This window comes from Delftia sp. UME58, assembly GCF_014170385.1.
Taxonomy (GTDB): Bacteria; Pseudomonadota; Gammaproteobacteria; order Burkholderiales; family Burkholderiaceae_C; genus Comamonas; species Comamonas acidovorans.
This window is the reverse complement of record NZ_LZZV01000047.1, coordinates 20,714-37,441: the sequence shown is the minus strand read 5'-3', so window position 1 is coordinate 37,441 and position 16,728 is coordinate 20,714. Positions and strand designations below refer to the sequence as shown.

The window sequence follows — 16,728 nt, the reverse complement described above, 5'->3', positions numbered from 1 at the left end:
CGCAAGGGGGTGCCGGTCCTACGTCCGGTCCGCCAACCTGCACAGTCCTGCCACCTCTCTTGGCGGAGTGGCGGCAGGCTCTTTATGTCACGTAGGAGCTGCCATGGCTGACATCACTCCATCCGGCGAAACAATCGCTGCCCCTCCCACTTCCACCCTATGCCCCCCAGGGAAGAGGCCAGTCTGTACTACCTCATTTCCGAATACGAGGTCTACCGAGTGCAGGACTGCATGCGGCAGATCGGGCTGGTAGTAGACCTGTGCTGCATGAGTGCACCTGGCCAGCAGTTGAGCGACCTGGGCGGCCTGCTGAGTTTCCTGATCGCGCAGCAGCGCGCGCTGCGGGGCACGCTGCAGACCGTGCAGGCGCGCCAGGCGACGCCGGGGCCGGCATGTGACCCGGACCCCGGGGGTTGATCAGGCCAGGTGCTGGTCGAAGAAGGCCAGCGTGCGGTCGCGCGCCTGCAGGGCGCTGGCCTCGTCGTAGGCGCTGCGCTGGTCGCAGTTGAAGCCGTGGTCGGCGTCGTACAGGTGCACCTGCACATGCTTTTGCGCCTGGGCGAAGGCCTGCACGGCGTCCACGGGAATGTGCGTATCGCGCCGGCCGAAGTGGGCGATGACGGGGCACAGCGGCTCGCGGCCCATCTCCAGCGGCGTGGTCATGCCGCCGCCGTAGTAGCAGGCCGCAGCCGACAGGCTGGGCAGGTTGCAGGCCGCGCGCCAGGCCCACAGGCCGCCCCAGCAAAAGCCCACGATGCCCACCTTGCCGCCGGGCACCAGCGTGGCGGCATGGGCGATGGCGGCCTCGATCTCGGGCAGCACGCCGGGCTGGGGCAGCGCCTCGGCGGCGGATTTCAGCGCCATGCCCTTGGCACGGTCGGCGTCGCCGTAGCCCAGGTCCACACCGGCCTCGACACGCGTGAACAGTGACGGCGCCACGGCCACATAGCCGCGGGCAGCCAGGCGGTCGGCCACGGCGCGGATATGGGCGTTGACGCCGAAGATCTCCTGCAGCACCACGACGGCGCCGCGCGCGGGCACATCGGGCCGCGCCACCCAGGCCGGCGAAGACGTGCCATCCAATGAAGTCAACTGCACAAAACTGCCCATGTCCGCGTTCCTTTCTGTCTGAGAACCTGTTGTGATTTCCCGGTGGGCGGACGCGCCCCGCAATGCTGTAATGGCGGCGGGCCGGCCCGTGCGGCAATTCTTTCACAGGAGACATTCGATGGAACGAAAAGTCGTGCGTACCGGCAAGGGCCGGGCACAGGTGGGCGGCGGCAACCTACAGGGAATGCGATGGACCTCAAACCGCTGATCACGCTGGTGGCCATCATCAACCCGCTGGCCATCGTCCCCTTCTTCATCCACTACACCGAGGGATTCAGCGCCCAGCAGCGCCAGCAGACCATTCGCACGGCGGCGCTGGCCTCGTTCTGCGTGATCGCGGCCTGCGCCATCATCGGACTGCAGGTGCTGGACTTCTTCAACATCTCGCTGCAGAGCTTCCAGGTGGGCGGCGGCCTGCTGCTGCTGATCAGCGCCATGAACATGCTCAACGCCCGCCCGGCCGAGGAACGGCCCAACGCGCCCACGCTTGTCGCTGGCGCGGAAAAGGCCGCCATGGGCAACAGCATTGCCGTGGTGCCGCTGACGATTCCGCTGCTGACGGGGCCGGCCTCCATGTCCACCGTGGTGATCTACGCCGACCAGGCACGCACCATCTGGCAGCACCTGGCCCTGGTGGGCTATGGCGTGGTGGTGGCGCTGGTGGTGATGGTCTGTTTTTCGCTGGCCGACCCGATCGCCCGCGTGCTGGGCAAGACCGGCATCAACGTGATGACGCGGCTCATGGGCCTGATCCTCGCTGCCCTGGCCGTGGAGGTGATGGCGGGTGGACTGGTGAAGATCTTCCCCATCCTGGCCTCGCCCGCGATCATGCCCTGAGCGGGCTGGCTGATTGACGAGCTGGCTGATTGCGGGCCTGCCGGCTCAGGCCGGCACGGCCCGCGCGCGGTCGGCGCTGCCGTCGCAGGCACCGCCGCAGCCCGTGATGGGCTGCTCGGGCAAGGCCTCAGGGTGTGCCAGGGAGCCCGTGGCGGGATCGAAGCCCGCACTGCGCAAATGCAGGGCCAGCGCCGCATCCATGGTCTGCGCATGGTGCACGAACCAGGCCGCCAGCTCGCCCGCCATGCTGCGGATCACGGCCAGGTCCCCGGCCGCCGCCTTGTTCGCCCCCTCGCGCATCACCTGCAGCACCACCTTGTGCTGCAGGCTGTGGCAGTTGGTGCTGGTAAAGCGCGTGGACTGCATCCAGCGGTCTTCCTGGTCGAAATGCACCTGCGTATGCGCGATCAACTCATCCCAGCGCGTGCACAGCTGCGCATCATCGGCCGCCTCCACCTCGGCCAGCAGCAGCACGAACTCCTGGTGCACCTCGTCCATGGCGGGCAACTCCAATGCCAGCGCCCCGCTCCATTCCAGTACGGCCATACGCTTCTCCTGCCTTCATCATGAAAGCCTGCAGCTTAGGAACAGCACCGCCCAACCCGTTTGACCCACATCAGCCAACCCGAAAACAGCAAAGCCCCGCGAGCGGGGCTTGGTCAAGGCGGATAAAACTGGCGCGGCCAAAAGGCCAGGGGCACCGAGCAAGAGCCGCCTCGCGGCGAAGGTGCCGTCCCCCTCCCTTGCGAAGCAAGTAGAGAGGGGGAAGGCGCGCAGCGCCTCAGGGGGTGCCTACCAGCTTACTGTCCAAACTTCCGCTTGGCATCAGCCACGCAGGTGTCCTTGGCGTCACCGCTCATGGTGTCGCAGCGGGCCTTGGCAGCCTTGTAGTCGGCTTCGCGGGTTTCCTCGGCAGCGTCCTTGCGGGTTTCGGCCACGTTGGCAGCCTTGGCTGCGGAGTTGGCAGCGGGCTCGGCCTGCGCCTTGTTCACCTTGGCGGCTTCGACGGCGCGTACATGGGCAGCCTTGGCATCCTTCACGCAGACATCCTTGGCGTCGCCCTTGAGGTCGTCGCACTTTTCCTTGGCGATGTCGTAGTCCGCATCAGCCTTGGCCTTGAGGGCCTTTTCGCTGTTCTTGGGCGAAGGATTGCGGCGCGATTCCAGTTCGGCCTTGGCCACGTTTTCCTGGCCCTTGGCCTGCTTCTCGCAGACGTCCTTGGCGTTGTCCTTCAGCGGCTTGCACTGTTCCTTGGCAGCCTTGTACTCGGCCTCGATCTGGTTCTTGGCGGCCGTGTGCTCGGCATTGGTCATGGCCATGGCGCCGGAGGCCATCAGGCCCAGGGCGACGGCGGACAGCATGTGGCGAAAGCGTTGCGGTGTTTGCATGATGGAACTCCTTGTATTTGTACTGAAGCGGCCCTTGGTGCCTGCGGCGGCGGGCCATTGGTGCGTGCCCTCAGGCACGCTGGCTGTCGGGGAGCGGGTGGTGGCGCCGGCCAGGGCGTCCGTGCCACCCGCGGGGTCCACCCTCGTCAGTCTTCGAAGCGGAAGTCGGGGTTGCGCTTTTGCCAGTCGGTCAGCTGCTTTTCGGCAGCGTCGCGGGCCAGGCCCTGGCGCTCCTGCAGCTTGCCCAGGAATTGCTCGCGCTTGCCGGCGATCACGTCCAGATCGTCATCGGTGAGCTTGCCCCATTGCTCACGGATCTTGCCGGTGAATTGCTTCCAGTTGCCCTTGATGCGGTCTTCATTCATGGCTTGGTCCTTTCAGTGATGTTGAAGTCGTGCCGTGCAATCAGGCCTTGTTTTTTCAAAGCCGCGATCTGCATCAGCGACGGTTCCACTGTAAAAAACCTGGGGGCTGCGCGCCGTAGTCTGGACCTAGTGTTGACGGTCGTCCCAGGGGCAGCCGAGACGGTGGGATCGGGACTACAGCCCCTGACGGACGCGCGGGAAGCGCTGGGTCAGGCGCCCGCCCAGGCGCCTCTGTGGTCCACCCCGCATATCGGCGCGTACGGCTCGCTGGGGTCCTTGCGCAAAAGGAAAGTGCAGAGAAATTCACCGCCCAGATAGACGGTATGAGGCAAGCAGCCAAAGACGGTGCAAGGTCTAATTTTTCTCCAGAGAGGGAAAATTATTGACTGCGTGGATTGAAGATGATTTGCGCAAGCAGCTGTTTGCAGCAGCGCCCGCAAATGGCATCTGGATTGGAGACTTGGCTGAGATTGATTCAGACCGGGAGATCATCCTTGTGCGATTCGCAGGGCTGGACTTCTGGTTTCTGTTCCTTTCGCCCCATGCGGAGACTGGCAACGATCCCGAGCTCCTGCTCACGATGCTGGACAACCTGGACGCAAAGGACTTCGCTCCTGCAGAGTTCTCTCGGCTGGTCAAGTTTTGCCGCGCCGACGCAGAAGCGGACCACTTCAAACCTGATGGCTGGTGTCTGCCGGAAGCTTTCCAGATCTTCCAGTTCGTGCAAACGCTTTGCAGCGTGATGGTGTTCTATCTCGATGAGATGCAGGAGATCGAACAGTTCTTTTATTTCCCGGCATCTCCTCGGCTGGAGCGCCTGTACAACAGGACCTTCAAAGCGCTATCGCAAAGGCTCGATGGAAGCCTCGTTGCTATACTTCATTCGACAGGAGCCTGCCATGCTTACCAAAGAACGTGCCGACATCAACACCGAAGTGCTCAGCCTGAAACAGGCCAGCATGTCGCGTGCGCTGATGGCTGCCCGCAAGGCAGTGAACACCGGCCTGCTCCGCACGCGTAGCAGCTCCAGCAAGGTGGCCTACACAAGGGAGTTAAGGGTCAAATCCTCCTGATTCAGGCGTAACTCAGGCGTAAGGCCTTCGCCCTGCCAAAGCCCAGCTCTGCTGGGCTTTTTGCTTGAAGGAGCGCGGTCAGGCTCACAAGCGCTGCAATCGCCCCGACGTGGCCTCGCCGAAGCGGCTCGAACCTGAGTCCACTCCACGAAGAAACAGCCGAACAGTGCAGTGCACCAATCGGCTGTTGTTGAGAGGGGAAGAAAGGAAAAACGGCGGGCTGGCGGCCAAAGCTACCGCTCAGTGCCCCTGCTGCCCCAGCCACTCATCGATCTGCGCAATGGCGGCATCGGCCGCCGTCGCCAGCGCCTTCGCGCCGCCTGCGGCATCGCCGGAGGCGGCAGGGCTGCGCACCTCGAACAGCTTCTGACCCAGCAGGCGGTCCACGGCACCGCTTTGCTCGACCAGGGTGGCGCGCAGGCGCACCACGCCGGCACTGGAGCCGGGCGCGTCGAAGACCTGGCTGAACTCTTCGATGTCCACGCGCAGCAGCGTGGGCACGGCACCCTGCAGGCGCGGCTGGGCCACGCTTTCGCTGCTGGCCAGCACGGGGCGCTGCAGGCCCAGCTGGCTGCGCAGGCGCTGCTGCAGCAGCAGGGCCGGAGGCTGGCTCCAGCGCGCCAGCTGGTAGGGGCGCAGTTCCTGGCCGTTGGCATAGGCCAGGCGGTAGAACATGGCGGTGCTGCCGTCGGACAGGGCGGGGGCCTCCACATCGGCCAGCGCCAGCGGCGTGCGTGCCTGCGGGGCGGCGGATGTTGCGGACTGCCCGGGCGCGGACAGCGGCGCCAGGCCGAAGTCATAGCGCGCAGGCTGGGCAGGGGGCTGCGGCAGGGCCGAGCAGCCGGCCAGCACGATCAGGGCGGCGGCCAGTCCAGCGCTGGCCACGGCGGTCTTGCGAGATAGGGGCATGCGGATTCCTTGGGTCAGGGCTGGGTGGCTGCGGACGGGACGACGAAGCCGGGCTCGCCCGGCCCCGGGCGGGCCTGGCCCGGCCCGTAGATCACGGCCTGCGGGTTGTCGCTGAAGCGGCTGGCCGCCGTACCCATCTGGCGCGCGGCGCGCGAGACATCGTCGGCCGCGCGGTTGGCGTGCGGCACCGTGCTGCGCCCCAGCGAATCGGCCATGCGGGTCAGTGCGCGCGTGCTCTGGGCGATCTGCTCCAGCGGTCCGTCCTGCGCGTTCACCCGGCGCACGGTCTGCTGCAGCTCGGAGGCCACGGCGGCGGCTCCGTTGCTGGCCTTCTCCAGCGACTGCAGGGTGTTGTGGGCGTCGGCGGCGAGCTGCGGCACCTGGGTGGACAGCGTGCGGTCCAGGTTCTGCGTGAGCTGCTGCACGCCTGCGGCGGCGGCCGCAATGTTCTCCAGCGCCTGGCTCACGCGCTTTTGGTTGTCGGTGTCCAGCATGTCGCTGAGGCGGCGCGAGATTTCATCGGCGCGCTCCAGCAGCACCTGCCCCTGGTCGGCCAGCATGCTCAGCGGCGACGAGCGCAGCGGCAGGCGCGGCAGCCCGCTGGGGCCCGGCGGCAGCTGGGGCTGCGGCTGGTCCGCATCATCGAGCTGCACATGGGCCAGGCCCGTGACGCCCTGGTAGCCCAGCACGGCGAACGTGGTGGGCGTGATGGGCGTGTTCACGCCGATGGCGATGCGGATCAGCACATTGCCATTGGTCTGCGGATCGAACCCGATGCGCGTGACCTTGCCCACCGCCACGCCCTTGTAGCGCACGGCCGCCTGGGCCTGCAGGCCGCTGATGCCGTCCTTGGTGGACAGCTCGTACTCGTTGTACTGCCGCGTATCGCGCGTCAGCCAGATCGCCAGCCCCGCCAGCAGGGCCGCCACGACCAGCACGAAAATGCCGGCCGCCATGGCATGTGATTTGTTTTCCATATCAATGGTCCATAACGTTGAGCCCAGCAAAGCAAGGCATGGGGCCACAGCCCCAAGGGCCAGCACTCAGAGCGCAGCCTTCAAAACCGGCGCGCCCCAAGGCAAGGGACACCGAGCAAGGGCCGCCCCGCCGCGAGGGTGTCGTCCCCCCCCGCAAAGCGAGAGGGGGGAAGGCGCGAAGCGACTCAGGGGGGCTTCTCATACCGTGCTCATCGCGCGCCTGCCGCGCTCCCCCTGGAAGAAATGCTCGATGAACGGATGCTTGAACTCGGCCACCTCGCGCGGCGGGCCGCTGACCAGCACCTTCTTCTCGGCCAGCACGGCCACGCGCGAGGACAGGGCGAACAGCGTGTCCAGGTCGTGCGTGACCATGATGACGGTCAGGCCCAGCTCGGCACGCAGCTCGCGCAGCAGTTCGCAGAATTCGTCGGAGCTGGTGGGGTCCAGCCCGGCCGTGGGCTCGTCCAGCAGCAGCAGGGGCGGGTCCATGATCAGCGCCCGCGCCAGCGCCACGCGCTTGATCATGCCGCCCGAGAGATCGGCCGGCATGCGCGAGGCATGCTCGGGCTTGAGGCCCACCATCTGCAGCTTGACCAGGGCCGCGTCGCGCACCAGGTCGTCGGGCAGCGTGCCCTGCTCGCGCAGCGCGAAGGCCACGTTGTCCAGCACGCTGAAGGCCGAGTACAGCGCCCCATGCTGGAACAGCATGCCCACGCGGCTGGCGGCGCCCTCGCGGCCCATTTCGCTGGCCGGGCGGCCCAGCACTTCGACACGGCCCTTGGTGGGCTCCAGCAGCCCCAGCATCTGGCGCAGCAGCACGGTCTTGCCCGTGCCCGAGCCGCCGACGATGGACAGCATCTCGCCACGCTGCACATCCAGGTCCAGGTCCTGGTGCACGGCAAAGGCGTTCTCGCCTTCGCCGAACACGCTCCACAGCCCGGCAATGCGCACGATGGGCTCGTCGGCTGCGGGCGTGGGGGAGGTTTCGGTGTCCATGGCCATCAGATGCCTACGTCCTTGAACAAGATGGCGAAGATCGCATCCACCACGATGACCATGGTGATGGCCGTCACCACCGAGGCCGTCGTGCCCTTGCCCAGGCTCTGCGTATTGGGCTCCACGCGCAGGCCCCAGTGGCAGCCGATCAGGGCGATGAGGGCGCCGAAGACCACGGATTTGCCCATGGCGATCCAGAGGTTGCCGATCTTCACGGCGGCAGGCAGGGCCTCGGCGAAGTAGGCGCCCGTGACGCCCATGGTCAGGTCGGCCGCGAGCATGCCGCCGGCCAGCGCGGCCAGCGTGGTCCACAGCGAGACCAGGGGCATGGCGATGGCCAGCGCCAGCGCGCGCGGCAGCACCAGGCGAAAGCCGTGCGGTATGCCCATGACCTGCATGGCATCCAATTCCTCGGTCACGCGCATGACGCCGATCTGGGCGGTGATGGCCGAGCCCGTGCGGCCGGCCACCAAAATGGCCGCCAGCAGCGGACCCAGCTCGCGGATCAGCGAGATGCCCAGGATGTTGACGATAAAGGATTCAGCCCCGAACTGGCGCAGCTGCAGCGCCATCAGGTAGGCCAGCACCACGCCGATCAGAAAGCCCACCAGGGCCGTGATGGGCAGGGCCGTGGCGCCCATGGAGTAAAGATGGCCGGAGATGTCGCGCCAGGGCCCCCGGTGCGGGGCACGCGCAAAGCGCAGCAGGTCGATCAGCAACTGGCCGATGAGCCGCGTCATCTGCGCGAAATGGCCGCAGGCGTTGATCACCAGGCAGCCCAGGCTGTCGATGCGCTCCAGCAGGTTCGGGCGCGGGGGCGGCGGCGCAGGCTCCTTGGAGAAGCGGCCCACGCGCTCGAGCATGGCGCGCTGCGCATCGCTGGCCGCGAGACGCGCGGGCAGGCGACGGCCCCAGTGGTTCCACAGCAGTTGCGCACCCACGTGGTCCAGCCAGTCCAGCCCTTCGAGGTTCCAGCCCAGGTCATCGCCCTTGGCATCGGCCAGCTGCGCACGCAGCCTGCGCCATTGCGCCCGCCGGCCCAGCTCGGCCGCGCCCCAGGAGCCGGTCAGCAACGCCCACTGGCCGTCAGTGTCGCGGCGCAGGCTGCATTGGGGGGGATTGTTGAGGGCAGACAAGTGCGGAAAGTCCTTGGGGGTTGCGAAGGCGGGGCGCGCAGGCAGGGCCGGGCGGCATTGCAGCCAAGACCGCAGGATAACCGAGCGGCACGGGCCGCAGATTGCCTGGCAACGCCGTGCGCGCGACAGCTTTGCCCTACGCATGCAATTTTTATCAAAAAACCAGCGGAACTGCCATTGCTGCTGCATGCGATGCTGCAAAAAAAGGAGTCCAGCGCGCTTTCCCTCTCGACAGTGCGCATGCCGTCCGCACAATGGGTCGAAGCACCAACCCCGGCTCCCAAGGACGTTCCGGCCCGCAGCGGACGCCCGCCCATCTCCATGAGCAACACCACCTTCGACTACATCGTCATCGGCGCCGGCACGGCGGGCGCCCTCCTGGCCAATCGGCTTTCGCGCGATGGCCGCAGCCGCGTGCTGCTGATCGAGGCGGGCGCCAAGGACGACTACCACTGGATCCACATCCCCGTGGGCTACCTGTACTGCATCGGCAATCCGCGCACCGACTGGCTCTACCAGACCGAGCCCGACGCAGGGCTCAACGGCCGCAGCCTGCGCTATCCGCGCGGCAAGACGCTGGGCGGCTGCTCCAGCATCAACGGCATGATCTACATGCGCGGCCAGGCCCGCGACTACGACGGCTGGGCCGAGCTGACCGGCGACGACGCCTGGCGCTGGGACCAGGTGCTGCAGGCCTTCCGCCAGCATGAAAGCCATTGGCGGCTGGACGCCGGCGGCAACGCCGATGCGGGCTTTCGTGCCCTGCACGGCGGCACGGGCACAGGCGGCAGCGCCGAATGGCGCGTGGAGCGGCAGCGCCTGCGCTGGGACATCCTGGACGCCTTTGCCCAAGCCGCGCAGCAGGCCGGCATTCCGGCCACCGAGGACTTCAACGGCGGCAGCAACGAGGGGGTGGGCTACTTCGAGGTCAACCAGAAGGGCGGCCTGCGCTGGAACACCGCCAAGGCCTTCCTGCGGCCCACCTGCTATGGCCGCCCCAATTTCGAGCTGTGGACCCATGCCCAGGTCAGCCAGCTGCTGTTCGAGCCATTGCCCGCCGGCGGCCTGCGCTGCAGCGGCGCCCAGGTCTGGACCGGCTCGGAAATGGTCAACGTGCAGGCAAGCCAGGAGGTGCTGCTGTGCGCGGGCGCCGTCAACTCCCCGCAGATCCTGCAGCTGTCGGGCATCGGCCCGGGCGCGCTGCTGCAGAACCACGGCATTGCCGTGCGCCACGACCTGCCCGGCGTGGGCGAGAACCTGCAGGACCATCTGCAGATCCGCTCGGTCTACAAGATCAAGGGCGCGCGCACGCTGAACACCATGGCCAATTCGCTGTGGGGCAAGGCCGGCATCGGCCTGGAATACCTGCTGCGCCGCAGCGGGCCGATGAGCATGGCACCCTCCCAGCTGGGGGCCTTCACGCGCAGCAGCCCGCAGCAGGCGCACCCCAATATCCAGTACCACGTGCAGCCGCTGTCGCTGGACGCCTTCGGTGAGCCGCTGCACGGTTTTCCTGCCTTCACGGCCAGCGTCTGCAACCTCAATCCCACGAGCCGGGGCACGGTGCGCATCCACAGCGGGGACTTCCGCCAGGCGCCGGCCATTGCGCCGCACTACCTGTCCACACCCGAGGACCGGCAGGTGGCCGCCGACAGCCTGCGCGTGACGCGCCGCATCGTCGGCCAGAGCGCACTGGCGCGCTTCGCCCCCGAGGAATGGAAGCCCGGCGTGCAGTACCAGAGCGACGAGGATCTGGCACGCCTGGCAGGCGACATCGCCACCACCATCTTCCACCCCGTGGGCACGACGAAGATGGGCCGCGCCGACGACCCCATGGCCGTGCTGGACAGCCGCCTGCGCGTACGCGGCGTGCAGGGCCTGCGCGTGATCGACGCAGGCGCCATGCCGCGCATCACCAGCGGCAATACCAACAGCCCGACGCTGATGATGGCGGAGAAGGCCGCCGGCTGGATTCTTGCGGACCGGCAGGGGCAGACCGGGACAGGGACAACGACCGCTGCGGCGGCACCAGCCGACGCAGCGGTGGCGATGACGGCCTGAGGAGCTGCAAGCCTGGGCGGGCCAGGGTTGTCGTGGGCCAAAGCGGATAGGCGAGGAATGAATGGTCGCCCTGGCGTCAAAGCCCCGGCGCCCGATGCTCACGGCCCTTTGCTGGTGCAATCCCGCACTTTTGCGGTAACTGCGGGAAATCCCCGATGCACCACCCAGGTGCGACCATTAAAGTCCACCCACTCTCGCGGCACCACAGTGCTGCACAAGAGGGGCCGAGGAGACAACTCGTACACAACCAGATCAACATTCATAAATAGCATCCCAAGATGCATTTCCCAAAGCGCCGGCAAGTCCGGCGCTTTTTTTATGCCCGCGGCCAGCCGGCTGCGGCACCTGGGCGGTGCGACAATCGCCGCCCTATGGAATGGATCATCGTCTCGCTGGCCTCGATGCTGGCCGGCTTCGTGGACGCCATCGTGGGCGGCGGGGGCCTCATCTTGCTGCCCGCGCTGTTCGCCACCTTCCCCACCGCACCGCCCGCCACGCTGCTGGGCACCAACAAGAGCGCCTCGGTCTGGGGCACGGCCATGTCCACCTGGCAGTACGGCCGCAAGGTGCAGTTGCCCTGGCGCGCAATGATGCCGGCGGCCTGCGTGGGCATGGCGGGCTCTTTTGCGGGCGCCTGGGCCGTCACGCAGATCTCCCCCGATTTCCTGCGCCGGCTGCTGCCGCTGGTGCTGCTGGGCGTGCTGGTCTACACGCTGGCGCGCAAGGACATGGGCCGCCACCACACGCCGCACTATTCGGGCCGCGCCGAGACGCTGATCGCCTGCGCCATCGGCCTGGTGATCGGCTTCTATGACGGCTTCTTCGGCCCCGGCACGGGCAGCTTCTTCGTGTTCCTGTTCGTGCGGCTGATGGGCTATGACTTCCTGAACGCATCGGCCTCGGCCAAGCTGCTGAACATGGCCACCAACCTGGCGGCGCTGGCGCTGTTCGCGCTCAAGGGCCATATCTGGTGGCACCTGGCCGTGCCCATGGCGGTGGCCAATGTGCTGGGCGCCATGCTGGGCACGCACATGGCCCTGCGCCATGGAACGGGCTTTGTGCGCGGCATTTTCATCGGCGTGGTGAGCCTGCTGATCCTCAAGACCGGCTACGACGCCTTCATCGCCTGAGCACAGGCCAGCGGCATTGGCAACACCTGCCATCGGCATTGGCGACGGCAACCTTCTATAATTGCCGACTTTTCGCCTTGAGCTGCGGCGGCTGGTGCATGTCGCACCCCTGCCAGCGGCCGTACCCGACCAGCCGACCAGCCGCAAAAAACCGGCCCCGCCGTCCATGGCCCATGCACCGATCCGTGCCTTGGCGCTTTCTTCAACCTGCGGCGCCGGGGTCAGGTCCTGAGCGACAGCCCTCCTGGAGCTTCCATGAAACGCATTACCGTCATCGTCGCCGCCGCGCTGGCCCTGTGGACCGCCGCAGGCGTTCAGGCCCGCCCCTTCGACGCCATCCAGAAGGAAGGCACGCTGCGCCTGGCCACCGAGGGCTACTACGCGCCCTTCGCCCATTTCGAGGGAAAGCAGCTGACCGGCTTCGAGGTCGAGCTGGCCCAGATGATGGCCGCCAAGATGGGCGTGAAGTACGAGTGGAAGACCATCAGCTTCGACGCCCTGCTCACCGGCCTGCAGCAGGACCGCTGGGATCTGGTGATCTCCTCGCACGGCATCACGCCCGAGCGCGAGAAGGCCGTGACCTTCACACAGCCCCACTACTGCTCTGGCGCCATCGTGGTGTCGCTGGACCCGGCCATCCGCTCGGCCAAGGACCTGGCGGGCAGGACGGTGTCGGTGCAGACCGGCTCCACCTATATGCAGTACATGGAGAAGACCATGCCCGGCATCAAGCGCCTGGTCAACTTCCCCACCAACGAGGCCGCGCGCAATGCGCTGCTGTCCAAGCGCGTGGACGCCTGGGTGACCGAACGCTTCATTGCCAAGGAACTGCAGCAGAAGAACCCCAATGCCCAGCTCAAGCAGGGCGAGTTGCTGCTGGTCGAGCGCATCGCCGCCGCCGTGGCCAAGGACAACAAGTCGCTGGCCGACGCCTGGAACAAGGCCTTCAAGGAAGCCCTGGCCGACGGCAGCTACGCCAAGCTGTCGCAGAAATACTTCCACGAAGACATCCGCTGCCCTGACTGAGGCCCCGGGCAGATCTGCCCGACCGGCGCCCACTTGCAGGGCGCCTTTTTGTTTCTAGCCCACCTATGCTTACCGTCCTCTGGCCCGCCCACTGGAGCCGCTCGCAGCGCAGCAACGCCACCCTGGTCACGGCCCTGCTGCTGATGGTGCTCGTGGTTTCGCTGCTGGGGCAGTTGCTGTCCCTGCTGCCCGAGCCCATAGGCTCCAACGCCGACACCTTCGCCGAAGGCGCGCGCACCACGCTGTATCTGACGCTGGCCAGCGGCGCCGCCGGCCTGGTGCTGGGCATCGCCGCCGCGCTGGCGCGCACCTCGCGCACGGCCGCCCTGCGCTGGGCTGCGGGCTTTTATGTCTGGGCGATCCGCGGCACGCCGCTGCTGGTGCAGATCCTGTTCATCTACTTCGCGCTGCCGGTGCTGATCCCGGGCCTGAACCTGCCCGACTTCGCCGCCGCCTGCATTGCGCTGGCGCTGAACGTGGGCGCCTACAACGCCGAAGCCGTGCGCGCCGGCCTGCAGGCGGTGCCGCGCGGCCAGGCCGAGGCCGCACGCGCACTGGGCCTGCCGCGCAGCCGCGTCTTCATGGACGTGGTGTTCCCGCAGGCCTTCAAGATCTCGCTGCCGCCGCTGGTGAGCAACTTCGTGGCCCTGCTCAAGGATTCGTCGCTGGCGTACGCCATCGGCGTGGTGGAGCTGACCAATGTGGGCAACCGCATCCAGTCGGCCACCTTCCAGCCCGTGGAGACCCTGGTCACCGTGGGCGTGACCTACCTGGTGCTGACCACGCTGGTGACCCAGGTCACGGCTGCCGTGGAGTACCGCTTCGACGTGGAGGGCCGCCACAAATGAGCGCCGACAAGCTGGCACGGGGCATGCCCTACATCGTGGCCGAGAAGGTCACCAAGTCCTTCGGCAGCCACCAGGTGCTCAAGGGCGTTTCCACGCAGTTCTGCACAGGCGAGGTGACGGTGATCATCGGCGCCTCGGGCTCGGGCAAGTCCACGCTGCTGCGCGCCATCAACCGGCTGGAGCCGCACGACGGCGGGCGCATCACCATCGACGGCGTCGAAGTCACCGACAACGAAGCCACGCTGCAAAAGCAGCGCTGCGAAGTGGGCATGGTGTTCCAGCAGTTCAACCTGTTCGGCCACATGACGGTGCTGGACAACGTGACCCTGGCGCCGCGCCGCATCCACAAAACGCCGCGCGCCCAGGCCAATGCCAAGGCCATGGCCCTGCTGGAGCGCGTGGGCATGCAGGCCCATGCCCACAAGTACCCGTGGCAGCTGTCGGGCGGCCAGCAGCAGCGCGTGGCCATTGCCCGCGCCCTGGCCATGGAGCCGCAGGTGATGCTGTTCGACGAGCCCACCAGCGCGCTGGACCCGGAGATGGTCCAGGAAGTGCTGGACGTGATGCGCGAGCTGGCACGCGGCGGCATGACCATGATCGTGGTCACCCACGAAATGGGCTTCGCCCGCGAGGTCGCCGACCGCGTGATGTTCTTCGACCAGGGCTGCATCGCCCACGAGGCCCCGCCGGCCGAGTTCTTCGGCAACCCGGCCAGCGAGCGGATCGCGGCGTTCATCGGCCGCATGGGGCATTGAGGCCGGGGCCAGCGCACGCAGGCTGCTCAAGAAAACAAAGAGCCGGCAATGCCGGCTCTTTTGCTTTCTCAATCCTCCAGCTCGCCAGCAGACGGCGGCGGCAGCGCGGCGGGGCGGTTGGATGCCACGGGTGCCGATGCCTCGGGCGGCTCGTAGCGCGGCAGGCCGGGCAGGTTCACGGTTTCTGCGTCCAGCGTGATTTCGGAGACGCGGCGCGGGGCGCCTATGGGCACGCCGGCCTGGCCCTTGCGCATGGCGGCCATGTCCTCCAGGCTGGGGTAGCGGCCCAGCAGCCAGTAGTCGAACACGCGGCGTGCCAGCGGCGCGGCGGCGGCGGCGCCGAAGCCGGCGTTCTCCACGATGACGGCGACGGCGATGGTGGGGTTGTCGGCCGGCGCGTAGGCGATGTACAGCGAGTGGTCGCGCTGGAACTCGGACAGGCGCGAGGCGTTGTACTTCTCGTTCTGGCGCACGCCCACGGCCTGGGCCGTGCCGGTCTTGCCGGTGGAGGTGTAGGGTGCGTTGCCGAAGATGCCGCGCGAGGTGCCCTCCACCGTCACGGCGGCCACGGCGGCGCGCACGGCTTCCACGTTCTCGGGCTTGTAGCCCATGCTGGTGCCGGGGTCCTTGTTGATGGCCGAGAACTGCTGCGTCACGGCATCGACACGGCCCACGGCCAGGTGGGGCCGGTGCTTGACGCCCTTTGCCGCCAGCGTGGACATGGCGTTGGCCAGCTGCAGGATGGTGAAGTTGTTGTAGCCCTGGCCGATGCCCAGCGAGATGGTCTCGCCCGCGTACCACTTCTTCTGCTCGGGCCGCTTGTAGGTGTTGCGCTTCCACTCGGTGCTGGGCAGCACGCCGCGCGCCTCGCCGCGCACGTCGATGCCGGTGATCTGGCCGAAGCCCAGCGGCTTCATGTAGTCGTGGATCATGTCCACGCCCATGTCGTTGGCCAGCATGTAGTAGTACACGTTGGACGACTTGATGATGGAGCGGCGCAGATTGGTCGGCCCGTTGGGGTGGCCCGAGCGGAAGGTATGGCCGCCGAAGGTCCAGCTGCCGTTGTCCATGATGGTGGTGTCGGGACGGCGCTTGCCCGACTCCAGCGCGGCAATCGCCATGAAGGGCTTGTAGGTGGAGCCCGGCGGATAGGTGCCCCGCAGCGCGCGGTTGAGCAGCGGGCGGTTGATGGATTCGTTGAGCGCGGCCCAGCTTTCCTGGTCGATGCCATCGACGAAGAGATTCAGGTCGAAGGTCGGGCGGCTGACCATGGCCAGCAGCTCGCCGCTGCGCGGATCGATGGCCACCAGGGCGCCACGGCGGTCGCCGTACAGCTCCTCCACCATGCGCTGCAGCTTGATGTCCAGCGACAGCACCAGGCTGTCGCCCGGCGTGGCGGGGCGGCTGCCGAGCTTGCGCACGGCATGGCCGCCGGCCGAGGTTTCCATTTCTTCCCAGCCGGTCTGGCCGTGCAGGTCGGTTTCGTAGCTCTGCTCCACGCCCAGCTTGCCGATGACGTCGGTGCCCCGGTAGTTGGCGGCGTCGTCGGAGTCTTCCAGTGCTTCCTTCTCGCGCTGGTTGATGCGGCCGATGTAGCCGATGACGTGGCTGGCCGTGTCCTGCATGGGGTAGGTGCGGAACAGCCGTGCCTTGATGTCCACGCCCGGGAAGCGGTAGCGCTGCGCGGCGAAGCGCGCGACCTCGTCATCGGTCAGGCGCGTGCGGATGGGCAGGGAGTCGAAGCTGCGGGAATCATCCACCAGGCGCTTGAACTTGCGCCGGTCGCGCGGCGTGATCTCGACGATCTCGGCCAGGCCGTCGATGGTCTCTTCAAGGTTGCCCGCGCGCGAGGGCATGATCTCCAGCGTGTAGGCCGAGTAGTTGGTGGCCAGCACCACGCCGTTGCGGTCCAGGATCTGGCCCCGGTTGGGCACGATCGGCACCACGGCCGTGCGGTTGCTTTCGGCGCGCTCGGCCAGCTCCTCATGGCGCTGCACCTGCAGCACCAGCAGCCGCGCCACCACCAGCCCGAAGGCCAGCAGCACCACCACGCTCATCACCCATGCGCGCAGCCTGAATCGCTGCAGCTCGGCTTCTGTATTGCGGATTTCCATCAC

17 protein-coding genes are annotated in these 16,728 nt (G+C 67.2%); 8 read left to right on the top strand and 9 right to left on the bottom strand.

Translation table 11 applies throughout. From position 1 onward, the window contains the following. Positions 1 to 159: 159 nt before the first annotated feature. Entirely contained in the window at positions 160 to 417 is a 258-nt protein-coding gene (locus A9976_RS12495) for a hypothetical protein (protein ID WP_259649195.1), read from the top strand. Here A9976_RS12495 and A9976_RS12490 read toward each other — a convergent pair whose 3' ends face one another. After that, on the bottom strand, positions 418 to 1,110 hold the full coding sequence (locus A9976_RS12490) for a dienelactone hydrolase family protein (RefSeq protein WP_183019276.1): 693 nt from the start codon (positions 1,108 to 1,110) through the stop codon (positions 418 to 420). 189 nt (positions 1,111 to 1,299) lie between these two features. Here A9976_RS12490 and A9976_RS12485 point away from each other — a divergent pair, with 189 nt between their 5' ends. After that, the gene (locus tag A9976_RS12485; RefSeq protein ID WP_183019275.1) at positions 1,300 to 1,947 is read left to right on the top strand and encodes a MarC family protein; all 648 of its coding nucleotides are present in this window, start codon (positions 1,300 to 1,302) and stop codon (positions 1,945 to 1,947) included. Between the two features lie 45 nt (positions 1,948 to 1,992). Here A9976_RS12485 and A9976_RS12480 read toward each other — a convergent pair whose 3' ends face one another. The 3 genes from A9976_RS12480 to A9976_RS12470 all read right to left on the bottom strand — a co-directional run bounded on the left by A9976_RS12480 (position 1,993) and on the right by A9976_RS12470 (position 3,700). Beyond that, the gene (locus tag A9976_RS12480; RefSeq protein ID WP_183019274.1) at positions 1,993 to 2,493 is read right to left on the bottom strand and encodes a hemerythrin domain-containing protein; all 501 of its coding nucleotides are present in this window, start codon (positions 2,491 to 2,493) and stop codon (positions 1,993 to 1,995) included. 254 nt (positions 2,494 to 2,747) lie between these two features. Then, complete coding sequence (locus A9976_RS12475) at positions 2,748 to 3,335, bottom strand: hypothetical protein (RefSeq protein WP_183019273.1); 588 nt, start codon at positions 3,333 to 3,335, stop codon at positions 2,748 to 2,750. A 146-nt stretch (positions 3,336 to 3,481) separates the two neighbouring features. Continuing rightward, positions 3,482 to 3,700, bottom strand: a complete 219-nt coding sequence (locus tag A9976_RS12470; RefSeq protein ID WP_012202308.1) for a CsbD family protein — start codon at positions 3,698 to 3,700, stop codon at positions 3,482 to 3,484. Positions 3,701 to 4,082: 382 nt separating this feature from the next. Between A9976_RS12470 and A9976_RS12465 the strand changes: the two genes are divergently transcribed. Beyond that, the gene (locus A9976_RS12465) at positions 4,083 to 4,721 is read left to right on the top strand and encodes a hypothetical protein (RefSeq protein ID WP_183019272.1); all 639 of its coding nucleotides are present in this window, start codon (positions 4,083 to 4,085) and stop codon (positions 4,719 to 4,721) included. A 292-nt stretch (positions 4,722 to 5,013) separates the two neighbouring features. Here the strand turns inward: A9976_RS12465 and A9976_RS12460 are convergent, their stop codons facing one another. The 4 genes from A9976_RS12460 to A9976_RS12445 all read right to left on the bottom strand — a co-directional run bounded on the left by A9976_RS12460 (position 5,014) and on the right by A9976_RS12445 (position 8,791). Further along, positions 5,014 to 5,682 (bottom strand): ABC-type transport auxiliary lipoprotein family protein, encoded by a 669-nt coding sequence (locus tag A9976_RS12460; protein ID WP_183019271.1) that lies wholly within the window; start codon positions 5,680 to 5,682, stop codon positions 5,014 to 5,016. Positions 5,683 to 5,696: 14 nt separating this feature from the next. Beyond that, positions 5,697 to 6,659: an MlaD family protein gene (locus tag A9976_RS12455; protein WP_183019270.1), complete on the bottom strand. Its 963-nt coding sequence runs from the start codon at positions 6,657 to 6,659 to the stop codon at positions 5,697 to 5,699. Positions 6,660 to 6,857: 198 nt separating this feature from the next. Then, on the bottom strand, positions 6,858 to 7,661 hold the full coding sequence (locus tag A9976_RS12450; RefSeq protein WP_063327701.1) for an ABC transporter ATP-binding protein: 804 nt from the start codon (positions 7,659 to 7,661) through the stop codon (positions 6,858 to 6,860). Further along, a complete protein-coding gene (locus A9976_RS12445; RefSeq protein WP_183019269.1) occupies positions 7,661 to 8,791 on the bottom strand; it encodes an ABC transporter permease in 1,131 nt (376 codons plus the stop codon). The genes A9976_RS12450 and A9976_RS12445 overlap by 1 nt, the downstream gene beginning before the upstream one ends. Positions 8,792 to 9,112: 321 nt before the next feature. On the opposite strand from A9976_RS12445, the gene A9976_RS12440 reads away from it, so the two are divergent. The 5 genes from A9976_RS12440 (at position 9,113) to A9976_RS12420 (ending at position 14,611) form a co-directional block, all read left to right on the top strand. Then, positions 9,113 to 10,852 (top strand): GMC family oxidoreductase, encoded by a 1,740-nt coding sequence (locus A9976_RS12440; protein WP_197954576.1) that lies wholly within the window; start codon positions 9,113 to 9,115, stop codon positions 10,850 to 10,852. Positions 10,853 to 11,223: 371 nt separating this feature from the next. Further along, positions 11,224 to 11,982: a TSUP family transporter gene (locus tag A9976_RS12435; protein ID WP_013800226.1), complete on the top strand. Its 759-nt coding sequence runs from the start codon at positions 11,224 to 11,226 to the stop codon at positions 11,980 to 11,982. Between the two features lie 255 nt (positions 11,983 to 12,237). Further along, positions 12,238 to 13,008, top strand: coding sequence for a transporter substrate-binding domain-containing protein (locus tag A9976_RS12430; protein WP_183019268.1), 771 nt, complete (start codon positions 12,238 to 12,240; stop codon positions 13,006 to 13,008). 65 nt (positions 13,009 to 13,073) lie between these two features. Next, the gene (locus A9976_RS12425; RefSeq protein ID WP_183019267.1) at positions 13,074 to 13,856 is read left to right on the top strand and encodes an amino acid ABC transporter permease; all 783 of its coding nucleotides are present in this window, start codon (positions 13,074 to 13,076) and stop codon (positions 13,854 to 13,856) included. Further along, positions 13,853 to 14,611, top strand: a complete 759-nt coding sequence (locus A9976_RS12420) for an amino acid ABC transporter ATP-binding protein (RefSeq protein WP_012202297.1) — start codon at positions 13,853 to 13,855, stop codon at positions 14,609 to 14,611. The genes A9976_RS12425 and A9976_RS12420 overlap by 4 nt, the downstream gene beginning before the upstream one ends. A 68-nt stretch (positions 14,612 to 14,679) precedes the next feature. On the opposite strand, the gene mrdA is transcribed toward A9976_RS12420, so the two are convergent. Next, positions 14,680 to 16,725 (bottom strand): penicillin-binding protein 2, encoded by a 2,046-nt coding sequence (gene mrdA / locus A9976_RS12415; RefSeq protein ID WP_183019266.1) that lies wholly within the window; start codon positions 16,723 to 16,725, stop codon positions 14,680 to 14,682. Positions 16,726 to 16,728 lie beyond the last annotated feature (3 nt).

Bases quoted from the DNA above. Each gene is read 5' to 3' on its own strand.
- A9976_RS12495 (WP_259649195.1), top strand. From the start codon at position 160: ATGCCCCCCAGGGAAGAGGCCAGTCTGTACTACCTCATTTCCGAATAC.
- A9976_RS12490 (WP_183019276.1), bottom strand. From the start codon at position 1,110: ATGGGCAGTTTTGTGCAGTTGACTTCATTGGATGGCACGTCTTCGCCG.
- A9976_RS12485 (WP_183019275.1), top strand. From the start codon at position 1,300: ATGGACCTCAAACCGCTGATCACGCTGGTGGCCATCATCAACCCGCTG.
- A9976_RS12480 (WP_183019274.1), bottom strand. From the start codon at position 2,493: ATGGCCGTACTGGAATGGAGCGGGGCGCTGGCATTGGAGTTGCCCGCC.
- A9976_RS12475 (WP_183019273.1), bottom strand. From the start codon at position 3,335: ATGCAAACACCGCAACGCTTTCGCCACATGCTGTCCGCCGTCGCCCTG.
- A9976_RS12470 (WP_012202308.1), bottom strand. From the start codon at position 3,700: ATGAATGAAGACCGCATCAAGGGCAACTGGAAGCAATTCACCGGCAAG.
- A9976_RS12460 (WP_183019271.1), bottom strand. From the start codon at position 5,682: ATGCCCCTATCTCGCAAGACCGCCGTGGCCAGCGCTGGACTGGCCGCC.
- A9976_RS12455 (WP_183019270.1), bottom strand. From the start codon at position 6,659: ATGGAAAACAAATCACATGCCATGGCGGCCGGCATTTTCGTGCTGGTC.
- A9976_RS12450 (WP_063327701.1), bottom strand. From the start codon at position 7,661: ATGGCCATGGACACCGAAACCTCCCCCACGCCCGCAGCCGACGAGCCC.
- A9976_RS12440 (WP_197954576.1), top strand. From the start codon at position 9,113: ATGAGCAACACCACCTTCGACTACATCGTCATCGGCGCCGGCACGGCG.
- A9976_RS12435 (WP_013800226.1), top strand. From the start codon at position 11,224: ATGGAATGGATCATCGTCTCGCTGGCCTCGATGCTGGCCGGCTTCGTG.
- A9976_RS12430 (WP_183019268.1), top strand. From the start codon at position 12,238: ATGAAACGCATTACCGTCATCGTCGCCGCCGCGCTGGCCCTGTGGACC.
- A9976_RS12425 (WP_183019267.1), top strand. From the start codon at position 13,074: ATGCTTACCGTCCTCTGGCCCGCCCACTGGAGCCGCTCGCAGCGCAGC.
- A9976_RS12420 (WP_012202297.1), top strand. From the start codon at position 13,853: ATGAGCGCCGACAAGCTGGCACGGGGCATGCCCTACATCGTGGCCGAG.
- mrdA (WP_183019266.1), bottom strand. From the start codon at position 16,725: ATGGAAATCCGCAATACAGAAGCCGAGCTGCAGCGATTCAGGCTGCGC.